Annotated in this window: 23 protein-coding genes and 1 pseudogene; 14 read left to right on the top strand and 10 right to left on the bottom strand. The window is 70.5% G+C overall.

Going from position 1 to position 17,689, the window contains the following annotated elements; genetic code table 11:
* Window positions 1-10: 10 nt before the first annotated feature.
* Both ACQPXB_RS41020 and ACQPXB_RS41015 read right to left on the bottom strand, forming a co-directional pair.
* Entirely contained in the window at window positions 11-661 is a 651-nt protein-coding gene (locus tag ACQPXB_RS41020; RefSeq protein WP_432847189.1) for an FMN-dependent NADH-azoreductase, read from the bottom strand.
* 23 nt (window positions 662-684) lie between these two features.
* The gene (locus tag ACQPXB_RS41015) at window positions 685-1,377 is read right to left on the bottom strand and encodes a DsbA family oxidoreductase (RefSeq protein ID WP_432847187.1); all 693 of its coding nucleotides are present in this window, start codon (window positions 1,375-1,377) and stop codon (window positions 685-687) included.
* A gap of 110 nt (window positions 1,378-1,487) precedes the next feature.
* On the opposite strand from ACQPXB_RS41015, the gene ACQPXB_RS41010 reads away from it, so the two are divergent.
* The gene (locus tag ACQPXB_RS41010; protein ID WP_366579439.1) at window positions 1,488-1,913 is read left to right on the top strand and encodes a winged helix-turn-helix transcriptional regulator; all 426 of its coding nucleotides are present in this window, start codon (window positions 1,488-1,490) and stop codon (window positions 1,911-1,913) included.
* A gap of 31 nt (window positions 1,914-1,944) precedes the next feature.
* On the opposite strand, the gene ACQPXB_RS41005 is transcribed toward ACQPXB_RS41010, so the two are convergent.
* On the bottom strand, window positions 1,945-3,132 hold the full coding sequence (locus ACQPXB_RS41005; protein ID WP_366579438.1) for an MFS transporter: 1,188 nt from the start codon (window positions 3,130-3,132) through the stop codon (window positions 1,945-1,947).
* 119 nt (window positions 3,133-3,251) lie between these two features.
* Here ACQPXB_RS41005 and ACQPXB_RS41000 point away from each other — a divergent pair, with 119 nt between their 5' ends.
* Complete coding sequence (locus ACQPXB_RS41000; protein WP_255638418.1) at window positions 3,252-3,572, top strand: ArsR/SmtB family transcription factor; 321 nt, start codon at window positions 3,252-3,254, stop codon at window positions 3,570-3,572.
* A 19-nt stretch (window positions 3,573-3,591) separates the two neighbouring features.
* On the opposite strand, the gene ACQPXB_RS40995 is transcribed toward ACQPXB_RS41000, so the two are convergent.
* On the bottom strand, window positions 3,592-4,029 hold the full coding sequence (locus ACQPXB_RS40995; RefSeq protein ID WP_432847183.1) for a winged helix-turn-helix transcriptional regulator: 438 nt from the start codon (window positions 4,027-4,029) through the stop codon (window positions 3,592-3,594).
* 79 nt (window positions 4,030-4,108) lie between these two features.
* Between ACQPXB_RS40995 and nthB the strand changes: the two genes are divergently transcribed.
* From nthB to ACQPXB_RS40970, 5 genes are all read left to right on the top strand, one after another.
* A complete protein-coding gene (nthB, locus tag ACQPXB_RS40990; protein WP_432847181.1) occupies window positions 4,109-4,774 on the top strand; it encodes a nitrile hydratase subunit beta in 666 nt (221 codons plus the stop codon).
* The gene (gene nthA, locus ACQPXB_RS40985) at window positions 4,771-5,367 is read left to right on the top strand and encodes a nitrile hydratase subunit alpha (RefSeq protein WP_386955078.1); all 597 of its coding nucleotides are present in this window, start codon (window positions 4,771-4,773) and stop codon (window positions 5,365-5,367) included. The genes nthB and nthA overlap by 4 nt, the downstream gene beginning before the upstream one ends.
* The gene (locus tag ACQPXB_RS40980; RefSeq protein WP_432847179.1) at window positions 5,364-5,699 is read left to right on the top strand and encodes a nitrile hydratase accessory protein; all 336 of its coding nucleotides are present in this window, start codon (window positions 5,364-5,366) and stop codon (window positions 5,697-5,699) included. The genes nthA and ACQPXB_RS40980 overlap by 4 nt, the downstream gene beginning before the upstream one ends.
* Window positions 5,700-5,846: 147 nt before the next feature.
* Window positions 5,847-6,689, top strand: a complete 843-nt coding sequence (locus ACQPXB_RS40975; RefSeq protein WP_366579428.1) for a fumarylacetoacetate hydrolase family protein — start codon at window positions 5,847-5,849, stop codon at window positions 6,687-6,689.
* A 55-nt stretch (window positions 6,690-6,744) separates the two neighbouring features.
* On the top strand, window positions 6,745-7,431 hold the full coding sequence (locus ACQPXB_RS40970; protein WP_432847177.1) for a GntR family transcriptional regulator: 687 nt from the start codon (window positions 6,745-6,747) through the stop codon (window positions 7,429-7,431).
* Between the two features lie 54 nt (window positions 7,432-7,485).
* Here ACQPXB_RS40970 and ACQPXB_RS40965 read toward each other — a convergent pair whose 3' ends face one another.
* The gene (locus tag ACQPXB_RS40965; protein ID WP_432847176.1) at window positions 7,486-8,067 is read right to left on the bottom strand and encodes an SDR family oxidoreductase; all 582 of its coding nucleotides are present in this window, start codon (window positions 8,065-8,067) and stop codon (window positions 7,486-7,488) included.
* 105 nt (window positions 8,068-8,172) lie between these two features.
* Complete coding sequence (locus tag ACQPXB_RS40960) at window positions 8,173-9,399, bottom strand: MFS transporter (RefSeq protein ID WP_432847175.1); 1,227 nt, start codon at window positions 9,397-9,399, stop codon at window positions 8,173-8,175.
* 119 nt (window positions 9,400-9,518) lie between these two features.
* Here ACQPXB_RS40960 and ACQPXB_RS40955 point away from each other — a divergent pair, with 119 nt between their 5' ends.
* Entirely contained in the window at window positions 9,519-10,991 is a 1,473-nt protein-coding gene (locus ACQPXB_RS40955) for a PLP-dependent aminotransferase family protein (RefSeq protein WP_386955092.1), read from the top strand.
* On the opposite strand, the gene ACQPXB_RS40950 is transcribed toward ACQPXB_RS40955, so the two are convergent.
* Complete coding sequence (locus tag ACQPXB_RS40950; RefSeq protein WP_386955095.1) at window positions 10,986-11,804, bottom strand: HAD family hydrolase; 819 nt, start codon at window positions 11,802-11,804, stop codon at window positions 10,986-10,988. The two genes, ACQPXB_RS40955 and ACQPXB_RS40950, sit on opposite strands and share 6 nt — an antisense overlap.
* A 149-nt stretch (window positions 11,805-11,953) precedes the next feature.
* Here ACQPXB_RS40950 and ACQPXB_RS40945 point away from each other — a divergent pair, with 149 nt between their 5' ends.
* Together ACQPXB_RS40945 and ACQPXB_RS40940 are read left to right on the top strand one after the other, a co-directional pair.
* Window positions 11,954-12,436: a carboxymuconolactone decarboxylase family protein gene (locus tag ACQPXB_RS40945; RefSeq protein ID WP_432847172.1), complete on the top strand. Its 483-nt coding sequence runs from the start codon at window positions 11,954-11,956 to the stop codon at window positions 12,434-12,436.
* Window positions 12,437-12,491: 55 nt separating this feature from the next.
* Window positions 12,492-13,448 (top strand): SDR family NAD(P)-dependent oxidoreductase, encoded by a 957-nt coding sequence (locus ACQPXB_RS40940; protein WP_432847170.1) that lies wholly within the window; start codon window positions 12,492-12,494, stop codon window positions 13,446-13,448.
* A gap of 4 nt (window positions 13,449-13,452) precedes the next feature.
* Here the strand turns inward: ACQPXB_RS40940 and ACQPXB_RS40935 are convergent, their stop codons facing one another.
* Window positions 13,453-13,926 carry a DUF2000 domain-containing protein gene (locus ACQPXB_RS40935; RefSeq protein WP_432847168.1) on the bottom strand — a complete coding sequence of 158 codons (474 nt, stop codon included), beginning with the start codon at window positions 13,924-13,926 and terminating at the stop codon, window positions 13,453-13,455.
* Between the two features lie 113 nt (window positions 13,927-14,039).
* Here ACQPXB_RS40935 and ACQPXB_RS40930 point away from each other — a divergent pair, with 113 nt between their 5' ends.
* Window positions 14,040-14,498: an Lrp/AsnC family transcriptional regulator gene (locus tag ACQPXB_RS40930; RefSeq protein ID WP_255638415.1), complete on the top strand. Its 459-nt coding sequence runs from the start codon at window positions 14,040-14,042 to the stop codon at window positions 14,496-14,498.
* 29 nt (window positions 14,499-14,527) lie between these two features.
* On the opposite strand, the gene ACQPXB_RS40925 is transcribed toward ACQPXB_RS40930, so the two are convergent.
* The gene (locus tag ACQPXB_RS40925; protein WP_432847166.1) at window positions 14,528-15,136 is read right to left on the bottom strand and encodes a CGNR zinc finger domain-containing protein; all 609 of its coding nucleotides are present in this window, start codon (window positions 15,134-15,136) and stop codon (window positions 14,528-14,530) included.
* Window positions 15,137-15,270: 134 nt separating this feature from the next.
* On the opposite strand from ACQPXB_RS40925, the pseudogene ACQPXB_RS40920 reads away from it, so the two are divergent.
* The 3 genes and pseudogenes from ACQPXB_RS40920 to ACQPXB_RS40910 all read left to right on the top strand — a co-directional run.
* Window positions 15,271-15,438 (top strand): annotated as a pseudogene (locus ACQPXB_RS40920) (NAD(P)H-dependent oxidoreductase); the annotation flags it as partial.
* Between the two features lie 56 nt (window positions 15,439-15,494).
* The gene (locus ACQPXB_RS40915) at window positions 15,495-15,896 is read left to right on the top strand and encodes an FMN-dependent NADH-azoreductase (RefSeq protein WP_432847164.1); all 402 of its coding nucleotides are present in this window, start codon (window positions 15,495-15,497) and stop codon (window positions 15,894-15,896) included.
* Between the two features lie 197 nt (window positions 15,897-16,093).
* On the top strand, window positions 16,094-16,885 hold the full coding sequence (locus tag ACQPXB_RS40910; RefSeq protein WP_432847162.1) for a polysaccharide lyase family 7 protein: 792 nt from the start codon (window positions 16,094-16,096) through the stop codon (window positions 16,883-16,885).
* A 68-nt stretch (window positions 16,886-16,953) separates the two neighbouring features.
* Here ACQPXB_RS40910 and ACQPXB_RS40905 read toward each other — a convergent pair whose 3' ends face one another.
* Entirely contained in the window at window positions 16,954-17,643 is a 690-nt protein-coding gene (locus tag ACQPXB_RS40905; RefSeq protein ID WP_366579406.1) for a GntR family transcriptional regulator, read from the bottom strand.
* Window positions 17,644-17,689: the final 46 nt, after the last annotated feature.

Genomic DNA, 17,689 nt, shown 5'->3' with positions numbered 1-17,689 from the left:
GTGAACATCACTAACCGTGACAAACGAGCTCGTTGAGCTTCTCGGCGTGCCGGCGGGCGAGGTCGTGGGATTCGGCGAGGGACTCCTCGTGCAGGTGCAGCAGTGGGCGCAGTTGGTCGACGGTGGGGGCGAAGGTCAGCTCCGGCGTGATGAAGTGCACGTCGAGTCCGAAGAGGACGGTGTCGCTGAGGATGGTGTGCAGGGCGGGCACCAGGTGGTCCTTGCCGTGCTGGGGAGCGCCCGGGCCGTAGCCCCCGCCGCGGGCGGAGACGACGACCGCGGGGCGCCCGGCCGTGGGGGCGGCGCCCGGGCCGAGGCCGATCGTGCGGCCGGGGACCATGACCTGGTCCAGCCAGGCCTTGAACACCGACGGGATCGAGTAGTTGTACATCGGCACCGCGAACAGGTACGCGCTCGCGTCGAGGAACTCGCCGACGAGCTCGTCCTGCAGCGCCGCGGCGGTGGCCTGCTCGGCCGTGCGGTCGCCGGGCGCGACAGCGCGCGCCGTGATGCCGGCGGCGTCGAGGTGGGCGACCGGGCTGTGGGCGAGATCGCGGGTGACGACCTCACCGGTCCAGGTCTCGGTGAAGGTGTCGGCCACGCGCCGGGAGTACGACGTCTCCGGGGTGGCCGAAGCGTTGACGCGCAAGAGGTACGACATGGGTCTCTCCGGAAGTTGAGGGGTCAGGCGGAAGGGGAGGTGCAGCCGTCGGGTGTGCACACGTCACCCGCGCCGAGCGGGGCGGGCCGGCGGGCGTCCCAAGCCGTCCGCAGGGCCGACACGAGGTCGTCGGTGGAGACGGCGCCGGCGAGAGCGTGGGTGCCGCCGAGGACGAGGAACGGTGTGCCGCGCGCGCCGAGGCGCTGGGCCATGTCCTGGTCGGCCAGTACGCGGGCGCGGTAGCGGTGGCCGTCCAGCGCGTCCGCGGCGGCGTCGACGTCCAGGCCGGCCTCGGCGGCGAAGTCCAGGACTTCCGCGCGGGTCCACAGCTTGCGGGCGTGGCCGAAGTGGGCCTGGAACATCGCGGTCCAGATCTCGTCGCCGCGCCCCTGTTCGGTGGCGAACGCGAGCAGCTCGTGCGCCAGGTCCGTCGGCCCGAGCGTGCGGTCGAGGACGTGGTACGGCGTGAGGCCCTCGGCCTGCGCGAGGAGCTCCAACGGCCGCAGGACGTCGTGCTCGACCTGCGGAACGCCGTGCTCGACGAGCAGCTGCCGCTGGCTGACGCCTTCGCGCGGCAGATCCGGGTGCAGCTGGAACGAACGGTGCACCAGGCGCACCTCGGCGCCGTGCTCGAACCGCTCGAGTGCGAGGTGCAGCCGGTGGTTCATCAGCCCGCAGTACGGGCAGACGACGTCCGACCAGAATTCGGCGTCCACTGTGGTCCCTTCGAGATCCGCTTTCCACCGATGGTGCAACAGATCCGAGGGGCTTACAAAAGGCACATCGATGTGCGTGCCCGGGCCGGGCGAAGAGCTACTGTGGAGGGGTGAGAACCGTGGGAACCGACGTGCGGCTGAGGGTCGCGCAAGTGCCCGAGCCGTGTGCGCACTGGGCGAACCGCGACGCGGACTTCGTGCGCGAGGTGCTCGACCTCGTCGGGGACAAGTGGAGCGTGCTGCTGCTCGGCACGCTGGCGAGCGGCCCGTTGCGCTACTCGGACCTGATCGCCGCCGTGCCGGCGATTTCGCAGCGGATGCTGACCTTGACGCTGAAGCAGCTGCAGCGCGCCGGGTTCGTCGACCGGACCTCGCACCCGGAGGTGCCGCCGCGCGTGGAGTACACGCTCACGGAGCTGGGTTCGTCGCTGCTGTCGGCGGTGCTGGCGCTCGGCGCGTGGTCGACCGAGCACCAGGCGCAGGTCCGCGGGAACCAGGCGGCATTCGACGCGGGGGAGTCGCGGCCGCCCGAGTGACCCCGGACGGCGACGGGGTCACTCGGACTTCTCAGTGCTCGGCCGCGGCGGGAACCGGGGCGGCCGGAGCCGGCCGGCGGGTGTGGACGAACCGGGCCGACACGATCGACGCGACCAGGCCGAGTGCGAGGAAGATCAAGCCGAACGGACCGAGGTTGTACGCGCCGAACGCCGCGATCCCGGCCGCGCCCGTGAGGCCCGAAGCGGCCGTCGCGAGGTAGGTGGCGGAGGCGTTGAGGCCGATGCTCACCGGCGCGTGCTCGGGCGAGACCTCGATGAGCCGGTGCTGCAGCGGCACCAGCGTCGCCCAGCCGCAGACGCCCCAGACGAACAGCGCGACGGCCGCCGTGGCGAAGGTGCGGCTGCTGAAGGGAAGCAGCGCGAAGTCGATGCCCACGACCACGACCGCCACGGCGATGATGCGCTGGCCGGAGATGCGGTCGGTGAGGTGCCCGGCCGTGACGCTGCCGACGGTGGCGCCCGCGCCCCAGAGGAACAGCAGGATGGCGAGCGCGATGCCGTTGCCGCCGGTGGCGCGGTCGAACGATTCGCCGACGAACGTGTAGTCGGTGAACAGGCCGGTGAACACCAGCAACGTCGTGAGCAGCGTGAAGCCGATGCGCGCGTCCTTCATCGTCGCCAGCCGCTCGCGCAGCCCGGCGACGTGCGCGGCGGGGACGGCGGGCAGCAGCACGGTGACGCCCACGGCACCCAGCACGGCGAGCGCGGCGACGAACCACAACGTCGTCTGCCAGTTGGTCTGCGAACCGATCACGGTGCCGATCGGCGCGCCCAGCGCGGTCGCGGAGCTGAGGCCGGCCATGACGACGGCGAGCGCGCGCCCGCGTTGGTGGGGTTCCACCAGCGACGCCGCCGTCGCGCTGGCGGTGGGCGTGAACATCCCGGCGCCGAGGCCGGCGATCACGCGGCTGGCGAGCACCAGCCCGTAGAGGGGCAGGGTGGCGGTGAGGACGTTGCCGACCGCGAGGATCAGCAGCCCGGCGATCAGCAGCCGTTTGCGCGGCCAGTGTGCGGTGGTGGCGGCGATGATCGGCGACGACACCGCGTAGGTGAAGGCGAACATCGTCACCAGGAGGCCGGTCGCGGCGGCGTTCGTGTGCAACGAGCGCGAGATCTCGGGCAGGATGCCCGCGATCACGAAGCCGTCCGTTCCCACGGCGAACGTCCCCAGGGCGAGAACGAGCAGGCGTCGGTACACGGGGGATCCCTTCGAGGAAGGTTTGATGTACGTCAAACCATAAGAAGGTGAAACGGCTCTCGTCAAGGATGGTTTGATGAATCTGGTACCGTTGTGACTGAGGTCGCCGAGGAGGTGCTGTGGCTCGCTACCTGGAGGAACCGGCTGTCGCCGACATCCGGTTCGACGACGTGCTCAACGCGATCGCCGACGACGCGCGAATGCGTGTATTGGTCACGCTCGCCGACGGCGAGTTCCACCCGTGCGGGCCGGAAGGCCTGCTGGCCGCGCTGCACAAGTCGACGTTGTCGCACCACAAGAAGGTGCTGCGCGAGGCCGGGCTGACGCGGACGAAGCTCGAAGGCCGCAACTACTTCGTGTGCCTGCGCCGCGAAGACCTCGACGCGCGGTTCCCGGGGTTCCTCGACGCCGTGCTCGCCGGTCTGGCCGAGGTGTACTGATCCGTCCGCAGTGGACGGTCTACTTGAGCACGCGGGTGTCGTCGGCGTGGATCGGCGTGCCGTCGGGTGTCACGTAGGTGAGCCGCGGAATCGGCTCTTCCGTCTCGCGGTCCACCAGCAGCACGTGGTCCTCGCCGGGTTCGTACGCGTGGTCCTGGCCCCATTGCCGCAGGCTGACCACGAGGTCGAACAGGTCTTCGCCGCGCTTCGTCAGCACGTACTCGCGGTAGGCGCTGCCGTCCGAGGCCGGCTCGACGGACAGCACGCCGGCGTCGACGAGGCTGCGCAACCGGTCGGCGAGGATGTTCTTGGCCACCCCGAGGTTGCGCTGGAACTGCCCGAACCGGCGGATGCCGTCGAACGCGTCGCGGATGATCAGCAGCGACCACTTGTCCCCGACGAGGTCCACCGTCCGCGCGACGGGGCACCGCGGGCTCGTCCACGTGCGCTCGCTCACTGCGGCCACCTCCGGTTGCTGTTTGAAACCACCCTGGTTAGTCTGGTTGCAGTTTACTACCGGTTGGAGAGGTGGTGTCTTGGACGGGATCGCCGACCTCGGCGGCACCGAGGGCTGGGGCCCCGTGCCTCCGCCGCGGCGCGACGAGCCGGTGTTCCCCGAACGCTGGAACGCCCGGGCTTTCGCGCTGGGCGCGCTGGCCTGGCGCGCGGCCGGCGCCAACCTCGACGCCTTCCGCCACGGCCTCGAACGCCAGGACCGCGACGCCTACCTCGGCGAAGGCTACTGGGGCCGCTGGCTCAACGCCGGCGAGCTCGTGCTGCTCGACAGCGCGCTGCTCGCGCCCGGAGCCGTCGACGCCCGGGCTCGCAACCTGGCCGGTGACCACGTCGAAGAGCCCCCGCTTCCCGTGCCGCACAAGCCCGGCTACGCGCCGACGGCCGAGGGTTCCCTGCGGGTCCTCGATGTTCCGCCGGAGTTGGCGGCCGGTGACCGCGTCCGCACGAAAACGACGGCGCCGCCCGGGCACACGCGGCTGGCCGGGTACGTGCGCGGGCACGTCGGCGTCGTCGAGGTCGTGCAGCCGGCTTCGGTGCTGCCCGACACCAATGCCCACTTCGTCGCGGAGAACCCGCAGTACGTCTACACGGTGCGCTTCGCTTCGCGCGAGCTCTGGGGCGCGGACAGTGAGCCCTTCGACGTCACCGTGGACCTGTTCGCCTCGTACCTGGAGAAAATCGCGTGACTGCTGAAGAAACCGCCGGACGGCCGTCGGCCGCGCTGCGCACGGAGGCGCTCGAACAACTGCTCGTCGAACGCGGCCTGATCGACCCGGCTGTGGTCGACCGGCTCATCACGACGTACGAGACGAACATCGGTCCGCTCAACGGAGCCAAAGTCGTCGCGAAGGCGTGGACCGATCCGGCGTACCGCGAACGCCTCCTGGCCGACGGCACGGCCGCCACGAAGGAACTCGGGTTCGGCGGGCCGCAGGGCGAGCACATCGTGGTGGTCGAGAACTCCGCGAAGGACCACAACGTCGTCGTGTGCACGCTGTGCTCCTGCTACCCGTGGCCGCTGCTGGGCTTGCCGCCGAGCTGGTACAAGGACCCGGCCTACCGTGCGCGGGTGGTCCGCGAGCCGCGGAAGGTGTTGTCGGAGATGGGATTGGAACTCGACGCGGACGTGCGCATCACCGTCCGGGACTCCAGCAGTGAGGTGCGCTGGCTGGTGCTGCCGGAACGCCCGGCCGGCACGGAAAACCTGACCGAGGAAGAACTCGTCGAGCTCGTCACGCGCGACGCGATGGTCGGCGTGGCCAAAGTGGCGGCCCCGTGAGCGCGCCGTTGAGCGTCGACGGCGTCGCCGCGCCGCCGCGGGCCAACGGCGAGCTGCTCTTCGCGGCCCCGTGGGAGAGCCGCGCGTTCGGGCTGGCGGTGTCGCTGTACGAAGCCGGCGCGTTCGAGTGGCCGCGCTTCCAGGCGGCGCTCATCGCGCGCATCGGTGCGTGGGAAGCGGACCGGGCCGGCGACTGGAGCTACTACCACCACTGGCTCGCCGCGCTGGAAGACGTCCTCGTCGACACCGGTGCGGTGCCCGGCGGCGAGGTCGCCTCGCGCGCCGAGGCGCTCGCGCTGCGTCCGGCCGGCCACGACCACCCGCACTCCTGACCGGTGGTTTTTTCTGACGGTGTCGTGGATCACCAGCTCCGACGATAGACTGGCAAAGTATCGATATTTTGCTACTCTGCCGATGGGGTCGCTCGTGACCGGTGCGCACAGCCCCGCTGACTTTCTTGGCAGACAAGGAAAATCGCCATGCGCTACGGAAACATCAATGGCCGGGTCGCCCTGATCTCCGGCGACCTCGCCCTCGACGTCGAGAAGGCCAGCGACGGGTTGTTCGGCCCGGACCCCGACGGCGTCTACGAGAACTGGGACGGGTTCGCCGCGTGGGCGCGCGGGCAGTCCTTCGAGGACGCGGTGCCGTTCACCGACGCCGAGGTCGGCCCGCCGGTGCTGCGCCCGGCGCAGATCTTCGCCATCGGCCTGAACTACGCCGCGCACGCGTCCGAAGCGGGCATGCCGGCCTCGGCGACCGCGCCCCCGGTGTTCACGAAGTTCGTCACGAGCATCACCGGCCCGTACGACGCGGTGCGGCTGCCCAGCGCGTCGGTCGACTGGGAGGTGGAGCTCGTGGTGGTGATCGGCAAGCGAGCCGAGGGCGTCACCGAGGAGCAGGGCTGGGACCACGTCGCGGGCCTCACGATCGGGCAGGATCTGTCCGAACGCGACGTTCAGCTCGCCGGCGCGGTGCCGCAGTTCTCGCTCGGCAAGTCCTACCCCGGCTTCAGCCCCCTCGGTCCCGCGATCGTGACACCCGACGAGCCGGCCGACCGCGACGACCTCGCGCTGAGCTGCTCCGTCGGTGACGAGGTGCTGCAGGACGGCCGCACCGGCGACCTCATCTTCTCGGTGCCGGCGCTGGTTTCGTACCTGTCGTCGGTCCTGCCGCTGCTGCCGGGTGACGTGATCTTCACGGGTACGCCGGCCGGCGTCGGGATGGGCCGGGACCCCAAGCGCTACTTGGTCCCCGGTACCACGCTGGTCAGTGAGATCGAGGGCATCGGCCGGCTGCGCAACGACCTGGTCGCCGACTGACGCGGACTTCCGTTGTGGCCGTGGAATATCGATTCCGAACTGGACTGTCCGAGTGGTGACGAAACCTGCTGCGAGCCGGACCGGGGAAGTCTTCGAGACGCTGCGGGCCGACCTCCTCGGCGGCCGCTTCGAGCCGGCGCAGCGCATGAAGTCCCAGGAGCTGAGCACGCGCTTCGGCGTGAGCATGTCCGTGGTGCGCGAAGCGCTGACGCGGCTGGCGGAACAGGGACTGCTGGTTTCCACGCCGCAGCGCGGGTTCACCGTGCGCCCGCTGTCCGTCGGCGATCTGGCGGACCTCACGAAGGTCCGCGTGCAGATCGAGTCCCTGGCGCTGCGGCAGTCGTTCGAACTCGGCGACATCGGCTGGGAGACGTCGGTGCTCGGCACACACCACGCGCTCGACCGCACGCCGGTGACCCTCGAAGACGGTTCCTGCAACGAAAGCTGGACGCTGGCCCACCGCGACTTCCACCGCGCGTTGCTGGCCGGCAGCGGCAGCCCGCGGCTCGAGGCGATCGCCACGTCGTTGCGTGACAGCGCCGAGCTCTACCGCCGTTGGTACTGGGCGCTCACCGACGACCACCAGCGTGACGTCGCCGGCGAACACCGCCGCCTCAAGGACTTCGCGCTGAACCGCGACGCCGAGCCGGCCGTGGAGCTCCTGGCGGCCCACATCGAACGCGCGCCGCGGGCGTTGATCGCGTACGCGCAGGAGAACGGGTTGGACTCGACGTTCGCCTGACAACGCGCCGGCCGGGCTGACCCGGCCGGCGCGTTCTCGGATCGATTTCCCGAGTCAGTCGACGATCTTCACGACACCCGTCGGCGCGTCGAGCGCTTCGACCGTGAGCTCGGCCGCGCGGTCGAGGCTCACGCGAGGCTCGGCGGGCAGCGCGCCCTCGTTGTAGGTGCCGGGGCCGTAGAACTGGCCGTAGCTCAGCACCACACCGCCTTCGGCCAGCACCGACTGCTCGAGGTCCTTCACCGCGACGGCGTCGGGGCCGTCGGGCAGCTGCCACGCCACGCTCTGCGCGAGGATCTTCGGCGTGCCGGCCGCGCGCGCGGCCGCGATCAGGTTGCGGTTGCCCTCGGTGCGGATGCGGGCGTTGCGCTCGGTGTGGTCGGTGATCTTCGCGAAGTCGTCGGGCAAGTCGGTCAGCTCGTTGAGTACCACGTCCGGCTTGAAGTCGCGGACGGCCTGCACGAGCGCGTCGCGGTCGAACACGTCGCACAGGATCGCGACGGCGCCGAGGTCGATCAACGATTCCATCTTGGCGGCCGACCGCGTCATCGCGCCGACCTGGTGCCCGGCCTCGACCAGCCGCGGGATCAGCCGCTGTCCGAGCACACCGGAAGCGCCGGCGAGGAAAATCTTCATCATCTCTCCTGGTTCTGCGAATTGTCTGGCATCAACCACGCTACGTGTCATTTGGCACGGGCCCGTGGTCCATTTCTACCGTAGAACTGTGGGCCAATCGGGCACTTACGCCACTGCCGGAGCAAGGCGGGCCGCCGACAGCCGGTCGGCGCCCCACACCAGCAAGGCCACCAGGCTGAACCCGGCGCCGAGGACGCAGACCGCGGTCCAGCCCCACGCGCTGTACACCGTGGTCGCCGCGACGGCGCCGCCGCCGAAACCCACGGAGTAGTAGGCCATGTTGCTGCCGATGAGGCGGCTGCTCGCGTTCGGGTCGAGGCCCACGATGAGGTGCTGGTTGGTCACGTGGATGGCCTGGCCGGCGAAGTCGATCACGATGATCCCGACGACAAGGGGGATCAGCGACTTCGGCAGCCACGCGATCGGCAGCCAGGACACTGCGAACAGCACGAGCGTGATGCCGGTGACCCACTGTGCCCGGCCGCGGTCGGCCAGGGAGCCGGCGCGGGCGGCACCGAACGCGCCCGCGGCGCCGACGAGGCCGAACAGCCCGACCGCCGACGTCGACAAGTTCCACGGCTCGGCCGAAAGCGGCAGCGCCATCGAGCCCCACAGCGCACCGAAGCCGGCGAACATGAACAGCGTGATCAGGCTCCGCACGCGGAACACGCGCTCGCGCACGGTCAGCGTGACGATCGACGTGATCAGCTTGCGGTACGAGACCGACGGCCGGTCCGGCAGCTCCGGCGGCAGCCGCAGGCCGAGCACGACCGCGACGCCGAGCATCAGCACCGCCGACACGACGAACACCGAGCGCCAGCCGAACGCGTCGGCGAGCAGGCCGGCCACGGTCCGCGCGAGCAGGATGCCGATCACGACGCCGCTGGTCACGATGCCGAGCACACGGCCCCGCGATTCGGGGCTGGCCAGCACGGCGGAGTAGGCGATGATCACCTGCTGCACCACCGTCGCGAGGCCGACGACGCCGCTGGCGATGAAGAACACCACCGAGTTCGGAGCCACGGCCACGCCGAGCAGCGCCAGCGCCGCGATCACCGAACCGACGGGGATCAGCACGCGGCGGTTGAGCAGATCACCCAGTGGTACCAGCAGGATCAGCCCGGCGAAGTAACCGACCTGGGTCACGGTCGTCACGAAGCCGAGCCCGGCCGCGCCGACGCCGAGGTCGCGGCCGATGTCCTCCAGCAGTGGCTGGGCGTAGTAGATGTTCGCCACCGCGATGCCGCAGACGACGGCGAGCAGGACGGCGAACCCGGTGCTGATGCCGGGGCGTGGTGGTCCGGGGGTTTTCCGGACGTCGACGGAGGTCATGGCGTTCCTAAGGGGTTTCGGGCCATAGTGGTAGTAAATAGCAACCAGATTGGTGGCCCGCGCGCTGGGCTCAAAACCCACGCTAGGGTGCGATTGGGCCAGGTGTATGGTCCATTTCCATGGCGGGAACACGGGCCACTTCACCCGAGGGCAGGCGCTCCGCCGAAGGCCTCGGCGCCGATCTGCACCTCGACCACCTGGACCTTCGCGGCCGCCACGGCCTGCGGACGTCGCTGATGGACGCGTTGCGCGAAGCCGTGCGCTCGGGCCGGTTGCTGCCCGGTGCGCAGCTGCCTTCGTCACGCACACTGGCCGCCGACCTGTCGATCGCGCGCAACACCGTGGCCGACGCGTACGCCGAGCTCGTGGCCGAAGGCTGGCTCACCGCACGGCAGGGTTCCGGCACGCGTGTCGCCCGCCGGGCGGAGCCCCGCCGGACGCCGACGCCCGGCTCCGACCGCGTCGCGCTCCGTCGTCCGACGCCGATCCGCACGTCGGACACGCGGTTCAGCCTGCTGCCCGGCAACCCGGACCTGGCGAGTTTCCCGCGCGCGCAGTGGCTCGCGGCGTCCCGGCGCGCGATCATGGCCGCGCCCCACGAAGCCCTGGGCTACGGCGACCCGCGCGGCCGCGTCGAACTCCGCACGGCACTGGCCGACTATCTGGCGCGCGCCCGCGGCGTTTACGCGTCGCCCGAACGGATCGTGATCTGCGCGGGATTCGTGCACGGGCTGCGGCTGATCGGCAGCGTGCTGCGGGCGCGCGGGGTCGGCACGGTCGCCGTCGAGACCTACGGCGTGCCGCAGTACTACGACCTGCTCACCGAAACCGGCCTGGAAACCCCGGCGTTGCCGCTGGACGAGGACGGCACGTGCACCGAGGGGCTGCGTTCGCTCGACGCCGGCGCGGTCCTGCTCACCCCCGCGCACCAGTACCCGACCGGCGGCGCGCTGCGTCCGGACCGGCGCGCGGCCGCGGTCGACTGGGCTCGGTCGACGGGCGGGCTGGTGCTCGAAGACGACTACGACGGGGAGTTCCGGTACGACCGCCAGCCCGTCGGTGCGTTGCAGGGCCTCGATCCCGAGCGCGTCTGCTACTTCGGCACGGCGAGCAAGTCGCTGGCGCCGGGGCTGCGGCTCGGGTGGCTCGTGCTGCCGCGCTCGGTGACGCCCGAGGTGATCGCCGCGAAGGGCCACGTCGACTGGGCGCCGGGCTCGTTCGACCAGCTGACGCTCGCCGAGTTCCTCACCTCCGGCGACTACGATCGGCACGTCCGCGCGATGCGGCTGCGCTACCGCCGCCGGCGCGACCAGCTGGTGGCGGCCGTCGCCGAGCACGCGCCGGGAATCCGCGTTTCCGGGATCGCGGCGGGGTTGCACGCGGTGCTCGACCTTCCGCCGGGCACCGAGCGTTCGGTGATCACCGCGGGTGCGCGGGTGGGGCTGGCGCTCGACGGGCTGGGCGACTTCGCGCATCCGTCGGTGCAGGCCGACAGCGGGCGCGACGGGCTGGTCGTCGGGTACGCGACGCCGTCGGACAGCGCGTGGTCGGGGGCGTTGGCGGCGTTGTGCTCGGTGCTGCCGCGGTCATAGCGTGGCGAGCACCTGCGCGAGGCCGTCTTCGAGCACGGTGCCGGTGAGCTCGCCCGCGGCGGCGATCAGCTCGGCGGGGGACTGTCCCATCGCGACCCCGCGCCCGCGTTCGGCGGCCCACGCGAGGAGCTCGATGTCGTTGTGGCCGTCGCCGACGGCGAGCACGCGGTGCCGGGGCACGGCGAGCTCGGCGCGGACGCGTTCGGCCGCCGCGGCCTTGTTCACGCCCTCGGCGGCGAGGTCGAGCCACGGGGTGCAGGCGAGGGCAAAGCTCACGTTCCGCAACCGCATTTTCGAGACCAGGGCGAGAAAATCGGCCATGTCGTGCCCCGGCGCGAACGCGACGGCACGGGTTGCCTTCGTGGTCAGCAGCGCTTCGAACGGCACAGCGGCCTGCGCGTCGTCGAGGCCGGTCGTGCCGTCGGGGAACGGTTCGGTGCAGCGGTAGCGGCCCAGCTCGTCCTCGACGGCGAAGCGGGCGCTCGGCAGGTGCGTGCGGATGGCGAGCAGGGACTCGGCCGGGTCGAACGACTCCACGTGGTGGCGCCGGAAGCCGGATCCGGACTCGCGCAGGGTGACGGCGCCGTTGGAGCAGACCAGGAACCGCGGCGTGATGCCCAGGCGGTCGAGGACGGGGACGGTGCTCACGGCGGAGCGGCCGGTGGTGAGCACCACGTGGTGCCCGGCGGCATCGAGCCGGCGGACCTCGGTGACCACGGCGTCGCTGAGGGAACCGTCCTCGCGGATCAGGGTGCCGTCGATGTCCAGCGCGACGAGCCACGGTCCGGTGTCCTTCCAGGACGGTGCGGTCATGACGGGGATCCTCCACGGAGTCGGTTCTTCCCACTGTAGGGACGTTTCCAGGGCTGTCCACTGTGCACTGCGCCACCCGCGATTGGCCCACGATCGGCGGCCGGAATTGGACCACTTGCGCGCGGGCACCGGCGCTTAGCGTGGATCCCATGACGACTGAACGCCTGCCCGAGCACACCCCGCGCCTGGATTGGATGAAGCTCGCCCCCGACGTGTTCAAGGCGATGCTGCGCCTGGACACCGCGGCGAAGAAGCACCTCGACGAGAGCCTGGTGAACCTGGTCAAGATCCGCGCGTCGCAGCTGAACCACTGCGCGTTCTGCCTCGACATGCACAGCAAGGACGCGCTGGCGGCCGGCGAGTCGGCCGAACGCATTCTGCAGCTGGCCGCGTGGGCCGAGTCGAAGCACTTCTACACCGCGCGCGAGATCGCGGCGATCGAGCTGACCGAGGCCGTCACCGTGCTCACCGAAGGCTTCGTGCCCGACGAGGTCTACGCGAAGGCGGCGCAGCAGTTCGGCGAGACCGAGCTCGCCCACCTCATCGCGGCGATCACGACGATCAACGCGTTCAACCGCTTCGGCGTGTCGACCCGCATGGTGCCGGGTCACTACACGCCCGGCGCGTCCTGACCCGCCGGTCCGCTTCCCTCACCGTCCACACTGGACCTGTACCGCGAAGGACCCCATGACCACCATCACCACCCCGTTCGGCGCGCGAGCCACGGCCGCCGAGGTCCTCGCCGGAGTGGACCTCACCGGCCGTCGCGTGATCGTCACCGGAGGGGCTTCCGGACTCGGCGCCGAGACGGTCCGCGCGCTCGCCACGGCCGGCGCGCACGTCACCATCGCCACCCGCACGCCGGCTCACGCCAAGCAGCTCGTCGAGGAGTTCCCCCGCGTCGACGTCGCGGCGCTCGACCTCGCCGACCTCGGTTCGGTGCGGGCCTTCTGCGCGCAGTGGCAAGGGCCGGTCGACGCGCTGGTCGCCAACGCCGGCGTGATGGCGCTGCCCGAGCGCGAGGTCACCGCCGAGGGCTGGGAAATGCACCTGGGCATCAACTTCCTGGGCCACTTCGCGCTCGTCACCGGCCTGTGGGACGCGTTGCGCGCCGGCGGCGGGGCCCGCGTCGTCGTCCTCAGCTCGGGCGCGCACCTGCTGACGGACTTCTCCTTCGCCGACCCGCACTTCGAGCACCGGCCCTACGACCCGCTCGTCGCCTACGGCCAGTCGAAGACCGCGAGTGTGCTGCTCGCCGTCGGGATCAGCCGCCGCTGGGGCGGCGAAGGCATCTACGCCAACGCGTGCGCGCCGGGCGTCATCCGCACGAACCTCATGCGCCACCTCTCGCCGGACGCCCTGCGCCTGCTCGGCGCTCTCGACGACGACGGCAACGCCATCACCCCGGCGTACTTCAAGACCCCCGAGCAGGGCGCCGCCACGCCCACGCTGCTCGCCGCGTCGCCGCTGCTCAACGGCGTGGCCGGCCGCTACTTCGAGGACAACCAGGAAGCACCCGCCATCGACGGCGGCGCGCACCTCGCGGCCGCCGGCGTCGACTCGATGGCGGGCGTCGCGCGGTGGGCCCTGGACCCCGTCGCGGCGGACCGCCTGTGGGACTACGCCTCAGCTGCCCTGCGCTAGCGGGTCACGGGAGCAACGGCAGCTTCCCGACGATCTTGGCCACGCGGTTGCGCGGGCCGACGATGCTCACCGCGTAGTAGTCGAGCTCCTCGCCGGTGCTTTCCTTCACACCGGCGAGGTAATCCGCGTACAGCAGCGTGTGCTGCGCGACCGCCGGCATGTCCGCCACGAAGCACCCGGGCGACGCCGCGGCCTTGGCACGGATGGTGCGCAGCGTCGGCCCGTCGGCGGCCAGCACCGAGCACCCCGTCCACGGCAGCCCGGGATGGGCCTGCCCGTCGGCATCCACGGCGTCTTCGCCGAGCAGTCCCGTGATGTTCGGCGCGGTCGCCGCGGCCGCGCAGATCGCCGCGTTCACCGCGCGCCCCGGCGGCAGACTTCCGTCGACCACGACCACCCACTTCAGGCGAGCCGCCCGCGTCGACACGGTCGCGACCTCGTCCGGAGCGAACCCGATTGGCGAACTTTCCTCGGTCAAAGCCGGACCTCCCTGGCTGTTCGTACTGCTGTTTCTCCAGCAAGCTAGACGAACAACCAGCGGAATCGCCTACGATCCGTACAAGTATCGGACTAGGCCCCTTGGAGGCGGACGTGGACGAACTTGATAAGGCGATCCTGCGGGAACTGCAGTCAGACGTCCGGAAGACCAACCGCGACGTCGCCGCCGCCGTCGGCGTCTCGCCCACCACCGCCCTCGACCGCACCCGCGCGCTGCGCCAGCGCGGCATCATCCAGGGCGCGACCCTCGACGTGAACCTGCCCGCCATCGGCCGCTCGGTGCAGGCCCTCGTCGCGGTCCGCGTGCGCCCGCCGTCGCGCCGCGTCATCGAAGGCTTCCGCAACTGGGTCACCACGCTGCCCGACATCCTCGGCCTCTACGTCACCACCGGCACCGAGGACTTCATCCTCCACGTCGCGGTCCCCGACAACGCCAGCCTGTACGCCTTCGTCATCGACAAGCTCACCGCGCGCCCCGAAGTGGCCGACGTCCGCACGTCGATCGTCTACGAACACCTGCGCAACACCCGCATCACTCCGGTGGAACGCTGAAAACCTGTTCGCCCGTCGGTGATCCGCGCCTACTGGACGTCCTTCGTGGCCCGAGCCCGGAAGTCACGCACTTTGGCCCGGTTCCCGCACGTCGCCATGGAGCACCAGCGGCGGCGGTGGGCTTTGGTGCGGTCGTAGAACCACAGGGGGCACTCCGGGCCTTCGCAGTTGCGGACCAGGGAGCGATCGCCGTGGACGAAGAGGTCGGCGGCGGCTTCCGCGGCGGGCGCGAGGAGCGACTGCGGGGTGGTCCACGTCCACCGGTCCTCCAGGTCGAGGTCGGCGCCGGAGCCGACGACCTGGCGGTTGTGGCCGCTGGTGGCGAAGACGGCGTTCAACGCGGCCAGGAACGGCTCGTCGGGTGCCGCGGGGTCGCCGTCCGCCCAGGCCCGGACCACCGGGCGCAGCCGCTCGCGCAGGGCGACGGCTTCGAGGGCCGCGGCGTCGAGCTCGTCGGCGGAGAAGTGGTCGAGCACCGCGGCCCGGTCCTGTTCGTCGATCAGGCCGGTGAGTTCGAGCCACCGCACGAAACCCGCGCCGTCGGGGATCAGCTCGGCGCTTTCGGCGGTGGCGGCGGTGTTGAGGAACGCGAGGGCCGGATGGTCGCTCAACCCGAGCAGGGGCAATTCCGGCTCCATCGGCCCTCCTTTCCTGTCCGTCCGTTCCGCCTTCGTTGACAGGCTACCGGGCCCGCTGTAACTGTTGATCTGCTCTTTTACCGGTTACAGTCGTCGCCCCGGACCGGTGGGCAAACACATCAGGAAGGCTTGTCATGACAACCGTTCTGCACATCTCGGCCAGTCCGCGAGGTGCCGCGTCGGACTCGGGTGCGCTGGCCGCGGCGTTCCTGGAGTCGTACCAGGACGCCCACCCCGGCACGGTCGTGAAGACGCTGGACCTCTGGGACGGCTCGCTGCCGCAGTTCGGACCGGCCGGCGCGAGCGCCAAGCTCGCCGTGTTCGCCGGCGGGGCACCCGAAGGCGAGCAGGCGCAGGTGTGGGCGCAGGCGCAGGCGCTCGCGACGAGTTCACCTCGGCCGACGCCTACGTCTTCAGTATTCCCATGTGGAACTCGGGCGTGCCGTACGTCTTCAAGCAGTGGGTGGACATCATCACCCAGCCCGGCATGGTCTTCGGTTTCGATCCGGCCGCCGGTTACTCGGGTCTGGTCCACGGCAAGAAGGCCGCGACGATCTACACCAGCGGCGTCTACTCCGAAGGTGTCCCGATCCAGTTCGGCGCCGACTTCCACTCCACCTACGTGAAGGACTGGCTGCGTTTCATCGGCGTCACGGACGTCACCGAGGTCCGCTTCCAGCCGACCATCCTCACGGGCACCCCGGCCCAGGACCGCGACGCGGCCCTGATCGCCGCGCGTGACGCGGGCAAGGCCTTTTAGCGTGTTCCGGTAACCGGGACCCGGCGGTCCGTCGCCTTGCGGGGGCGGACCGCCGAGGTGCGTCGGGCATCATGTCAATCCTTGACTTGATGCGATCACAACCTTAACGTTTCCTTTCGCCGCCGGGTTTCCGCAACATTAATTCACATATCTGAATAAATGGCACAGAGGTCCCCACCGTGCGAAAGGAAACTGCGATGCGCATGCGCCCCGCGCTCGTCGTGCTGGCGATTCCCGCTTTCGTGGCTGCAACCGCGTTGTCCGCGGAGGCAGCGCCGGCCACCGTACAGTCCGTGCTGGGCAGCCCGTCCGTGGCTCCTGGCGGCAACTTCGACCTGTCGACCTGGCAGCTGCAGGAGCCGGTCGGCTCACCGGGCTCGCCGACCACCATCTCGTCGTCCCGGCTGCAAGGGCCGAACGGGTTCCAGGACAGCTATTTCTACACCGACACGCGCGACGGCGCGATGACGTTCTGGGCGCCGGAAAAGGGCGTCACCACCCCCAATTCGAACTACGCCCGATCCGAGCTTCGGGAGATGAACCGCGACGGTTCGGCTGCCAACTGGTCGCTGAGCGGCTCGCACAAGCTCAGCGCGACGCTGCGCGTGGTGTCGGTGACGTCGAACGTGTGCGTCGGCCAGGTCCACCTCGGCACCGGCGGCTCGTCGACGAAACCGTTGCTGGAGCTGTACTACCGCTCCAGCGGCGACATCGTGCTGGGCACGGAGAACTCGCCCGACGGCGGCCAGACCCTGCACACCGTCGGCCACGTCGCGGTGGGCAAGACCTGGACCTACACGATCGGGATCTCCGGCGGCAACACCATCGATCTCACGGTGAACGGCAGCACGACGCACTACAGCATTCCGTCGTCGTTCAAGGCGTACAAGCAGTACTTCAAGGCCGGCTCGTACAACCAGTCCTCGTCGAGCAGCACGACGAAGGGCGCTCGCGTCGCCTTCTACGGGCTGACGATCTCGCACAGCTGACCGACACGGAAAACGGCGCCGCCGGGGCGAACCCGGCGGCGCTGTTTTGCGTGTCGTGGTTTCCCTTGCTACGAACGAACCTCGGCTTCGTCCACTGCCGACGTCGAGATGCTCCGGATGAGCCGGTCCCGCGCGGAAGCCATGTGGTCGGCCAGGAACTCGCTGCACGCGGCGGAGTCGCCGCGGGCGATGAGGTCGACGATGGGCGCGTGGCGGTCGTAGGCCATGTTGGCGCGGGCCGAGTCCGGGCCCGCCGCGAGCATCGTGATGCGCGCCAGGCTGCTGATGCCCTCCCACGACTGCAGCAGCAGCTGGTTGCCGGACAGCCGGCACATGGTGCCGTGGAACTCCAGGTCGGCGTCGAGGTCCGCGGCGAGGGACTCCGGACGGCGGAGCCGCTCCAGGCGGTCGGTCAGCTCGGTGACGACCGACGACCGGTCGGGCCGCTCGCACAGCCGCCGCGCGGCGATCGTCTCCAGGCCGAGGCGGACTTCGAAGAGGTCTTCGACCTCCTGGGGCGACACCTCGCGAACGGACACCCGGCCGCGTGAGTCCTGCACGGCGAGCCCCTCCTGCTGGAGCTGCCGCAGCGCCTCGCGAAGCGTTGCCCGGCTCACCCCCAGCGAAGCGCTGAGGCTGACCTCGGCCAGGTGGGTTCCCGCGGGAATGTCCCCGCCGAAGATCGCCGTGCGCAGCAGGTCGACGGTCGACTCGCGCAGCGTGGTCCTGATCGGCTTGCTCGTGATGTTGATGGACACGCCACTCTCCCCGTTCGGACCGGCACCACGTGTGATCGCGGGCGGC

This window comes from Amycolatopsis sp. CA-161197 (assembly GCF_050942255.1).
Classification (GTDB): domain Bacteria; phylum Actinomycetota; class Actinomycetes; order Mycobacteriales; family Pseudonocardiaceae; genus Amycolatopsis.
The sequence above is the reverse complement of the archived record's forward strand: the minus strand, read 5'-3'. Positions and strand labels throughout refer to the sequence as shown.

Excerpts from the sequence above, each read along its gene's own strand:
- ACQPXB_RS41020 (WP_432847189.1), bottom strand. The coding sequence starts at position 661 with ATGTCGTACCTCTTGCGCGTCAACGCTTCGGCCACCCCGGAGACGTCG.
- ACQPXB_RS40975 (WP_366579428.1), top strand. The coding sequence starts at position 5,847 with ATGCGCTACGGAAACATCAATGGCCGGGTCGCCCTGATCTCCGGCGAC.
- ACQPXB_RS40965 (WP_432847176.1), bottom strand. The coding sequence starts at position 8,067 with ATGAAGATTTTCCTCGCCGGCGCTTCCGGTGTGCTCGGACAGCGGCTG.
- ACQPXB_RS40960 (WP_432847175.1), bottom strand. The coding sequence starts at position 9,399 with ATGACCTCCGTCGACGTCCGGAAAACCCCCGGACCACCACGCCCCGGC.
- ACQPXB_RS40955 (WP_386955092.1), top strand. The coding sequence starts at position 9,519 with ATGGCGGGAACACGGGCCACTTCACCCGAGGGCAGGCGCTCCGCCGAA.
- ACQPXB_RS40950 (WP_386955095.1), bottom strand. The coding sequence starts at position 11,804 with ATGACCGCACCGTCCTGGAAGGACACCGGACCGTGGCTCGTCGCGCTG.
- ACQPXB_RS40945 (WP_432847172.1), top strand. The coding sequence starts at position 11,954 with ATGACGACTGAACGCCTGCCCGAGCACACCCCGCGCCTGGATTGGATG.
- ACQPXB_RS40940 (WP_432847170.1), top strand. The coding sequence starts at position 12,492 with ATGACCACCATCACCACCCCGTTCGGCGCGCGAGCCACGGCCGCCGAG.
- ACQPXB_RS40925 (WP_432847166.1), bottom strand. The coding sequence starts at position 15,136 with ATGGAGCCGGAATTGCCCCTGCTCGGGTTGAGCGACCATCCGGCCCTC.
- ACQPXB_RS40910 (WP_432847162.1), top strand. The coding sequence starts at position 16,094 with ATGCGCATGCGCCCCGCGCTCGTCGTGCTGGCGATTCCCGCTTTCGTG.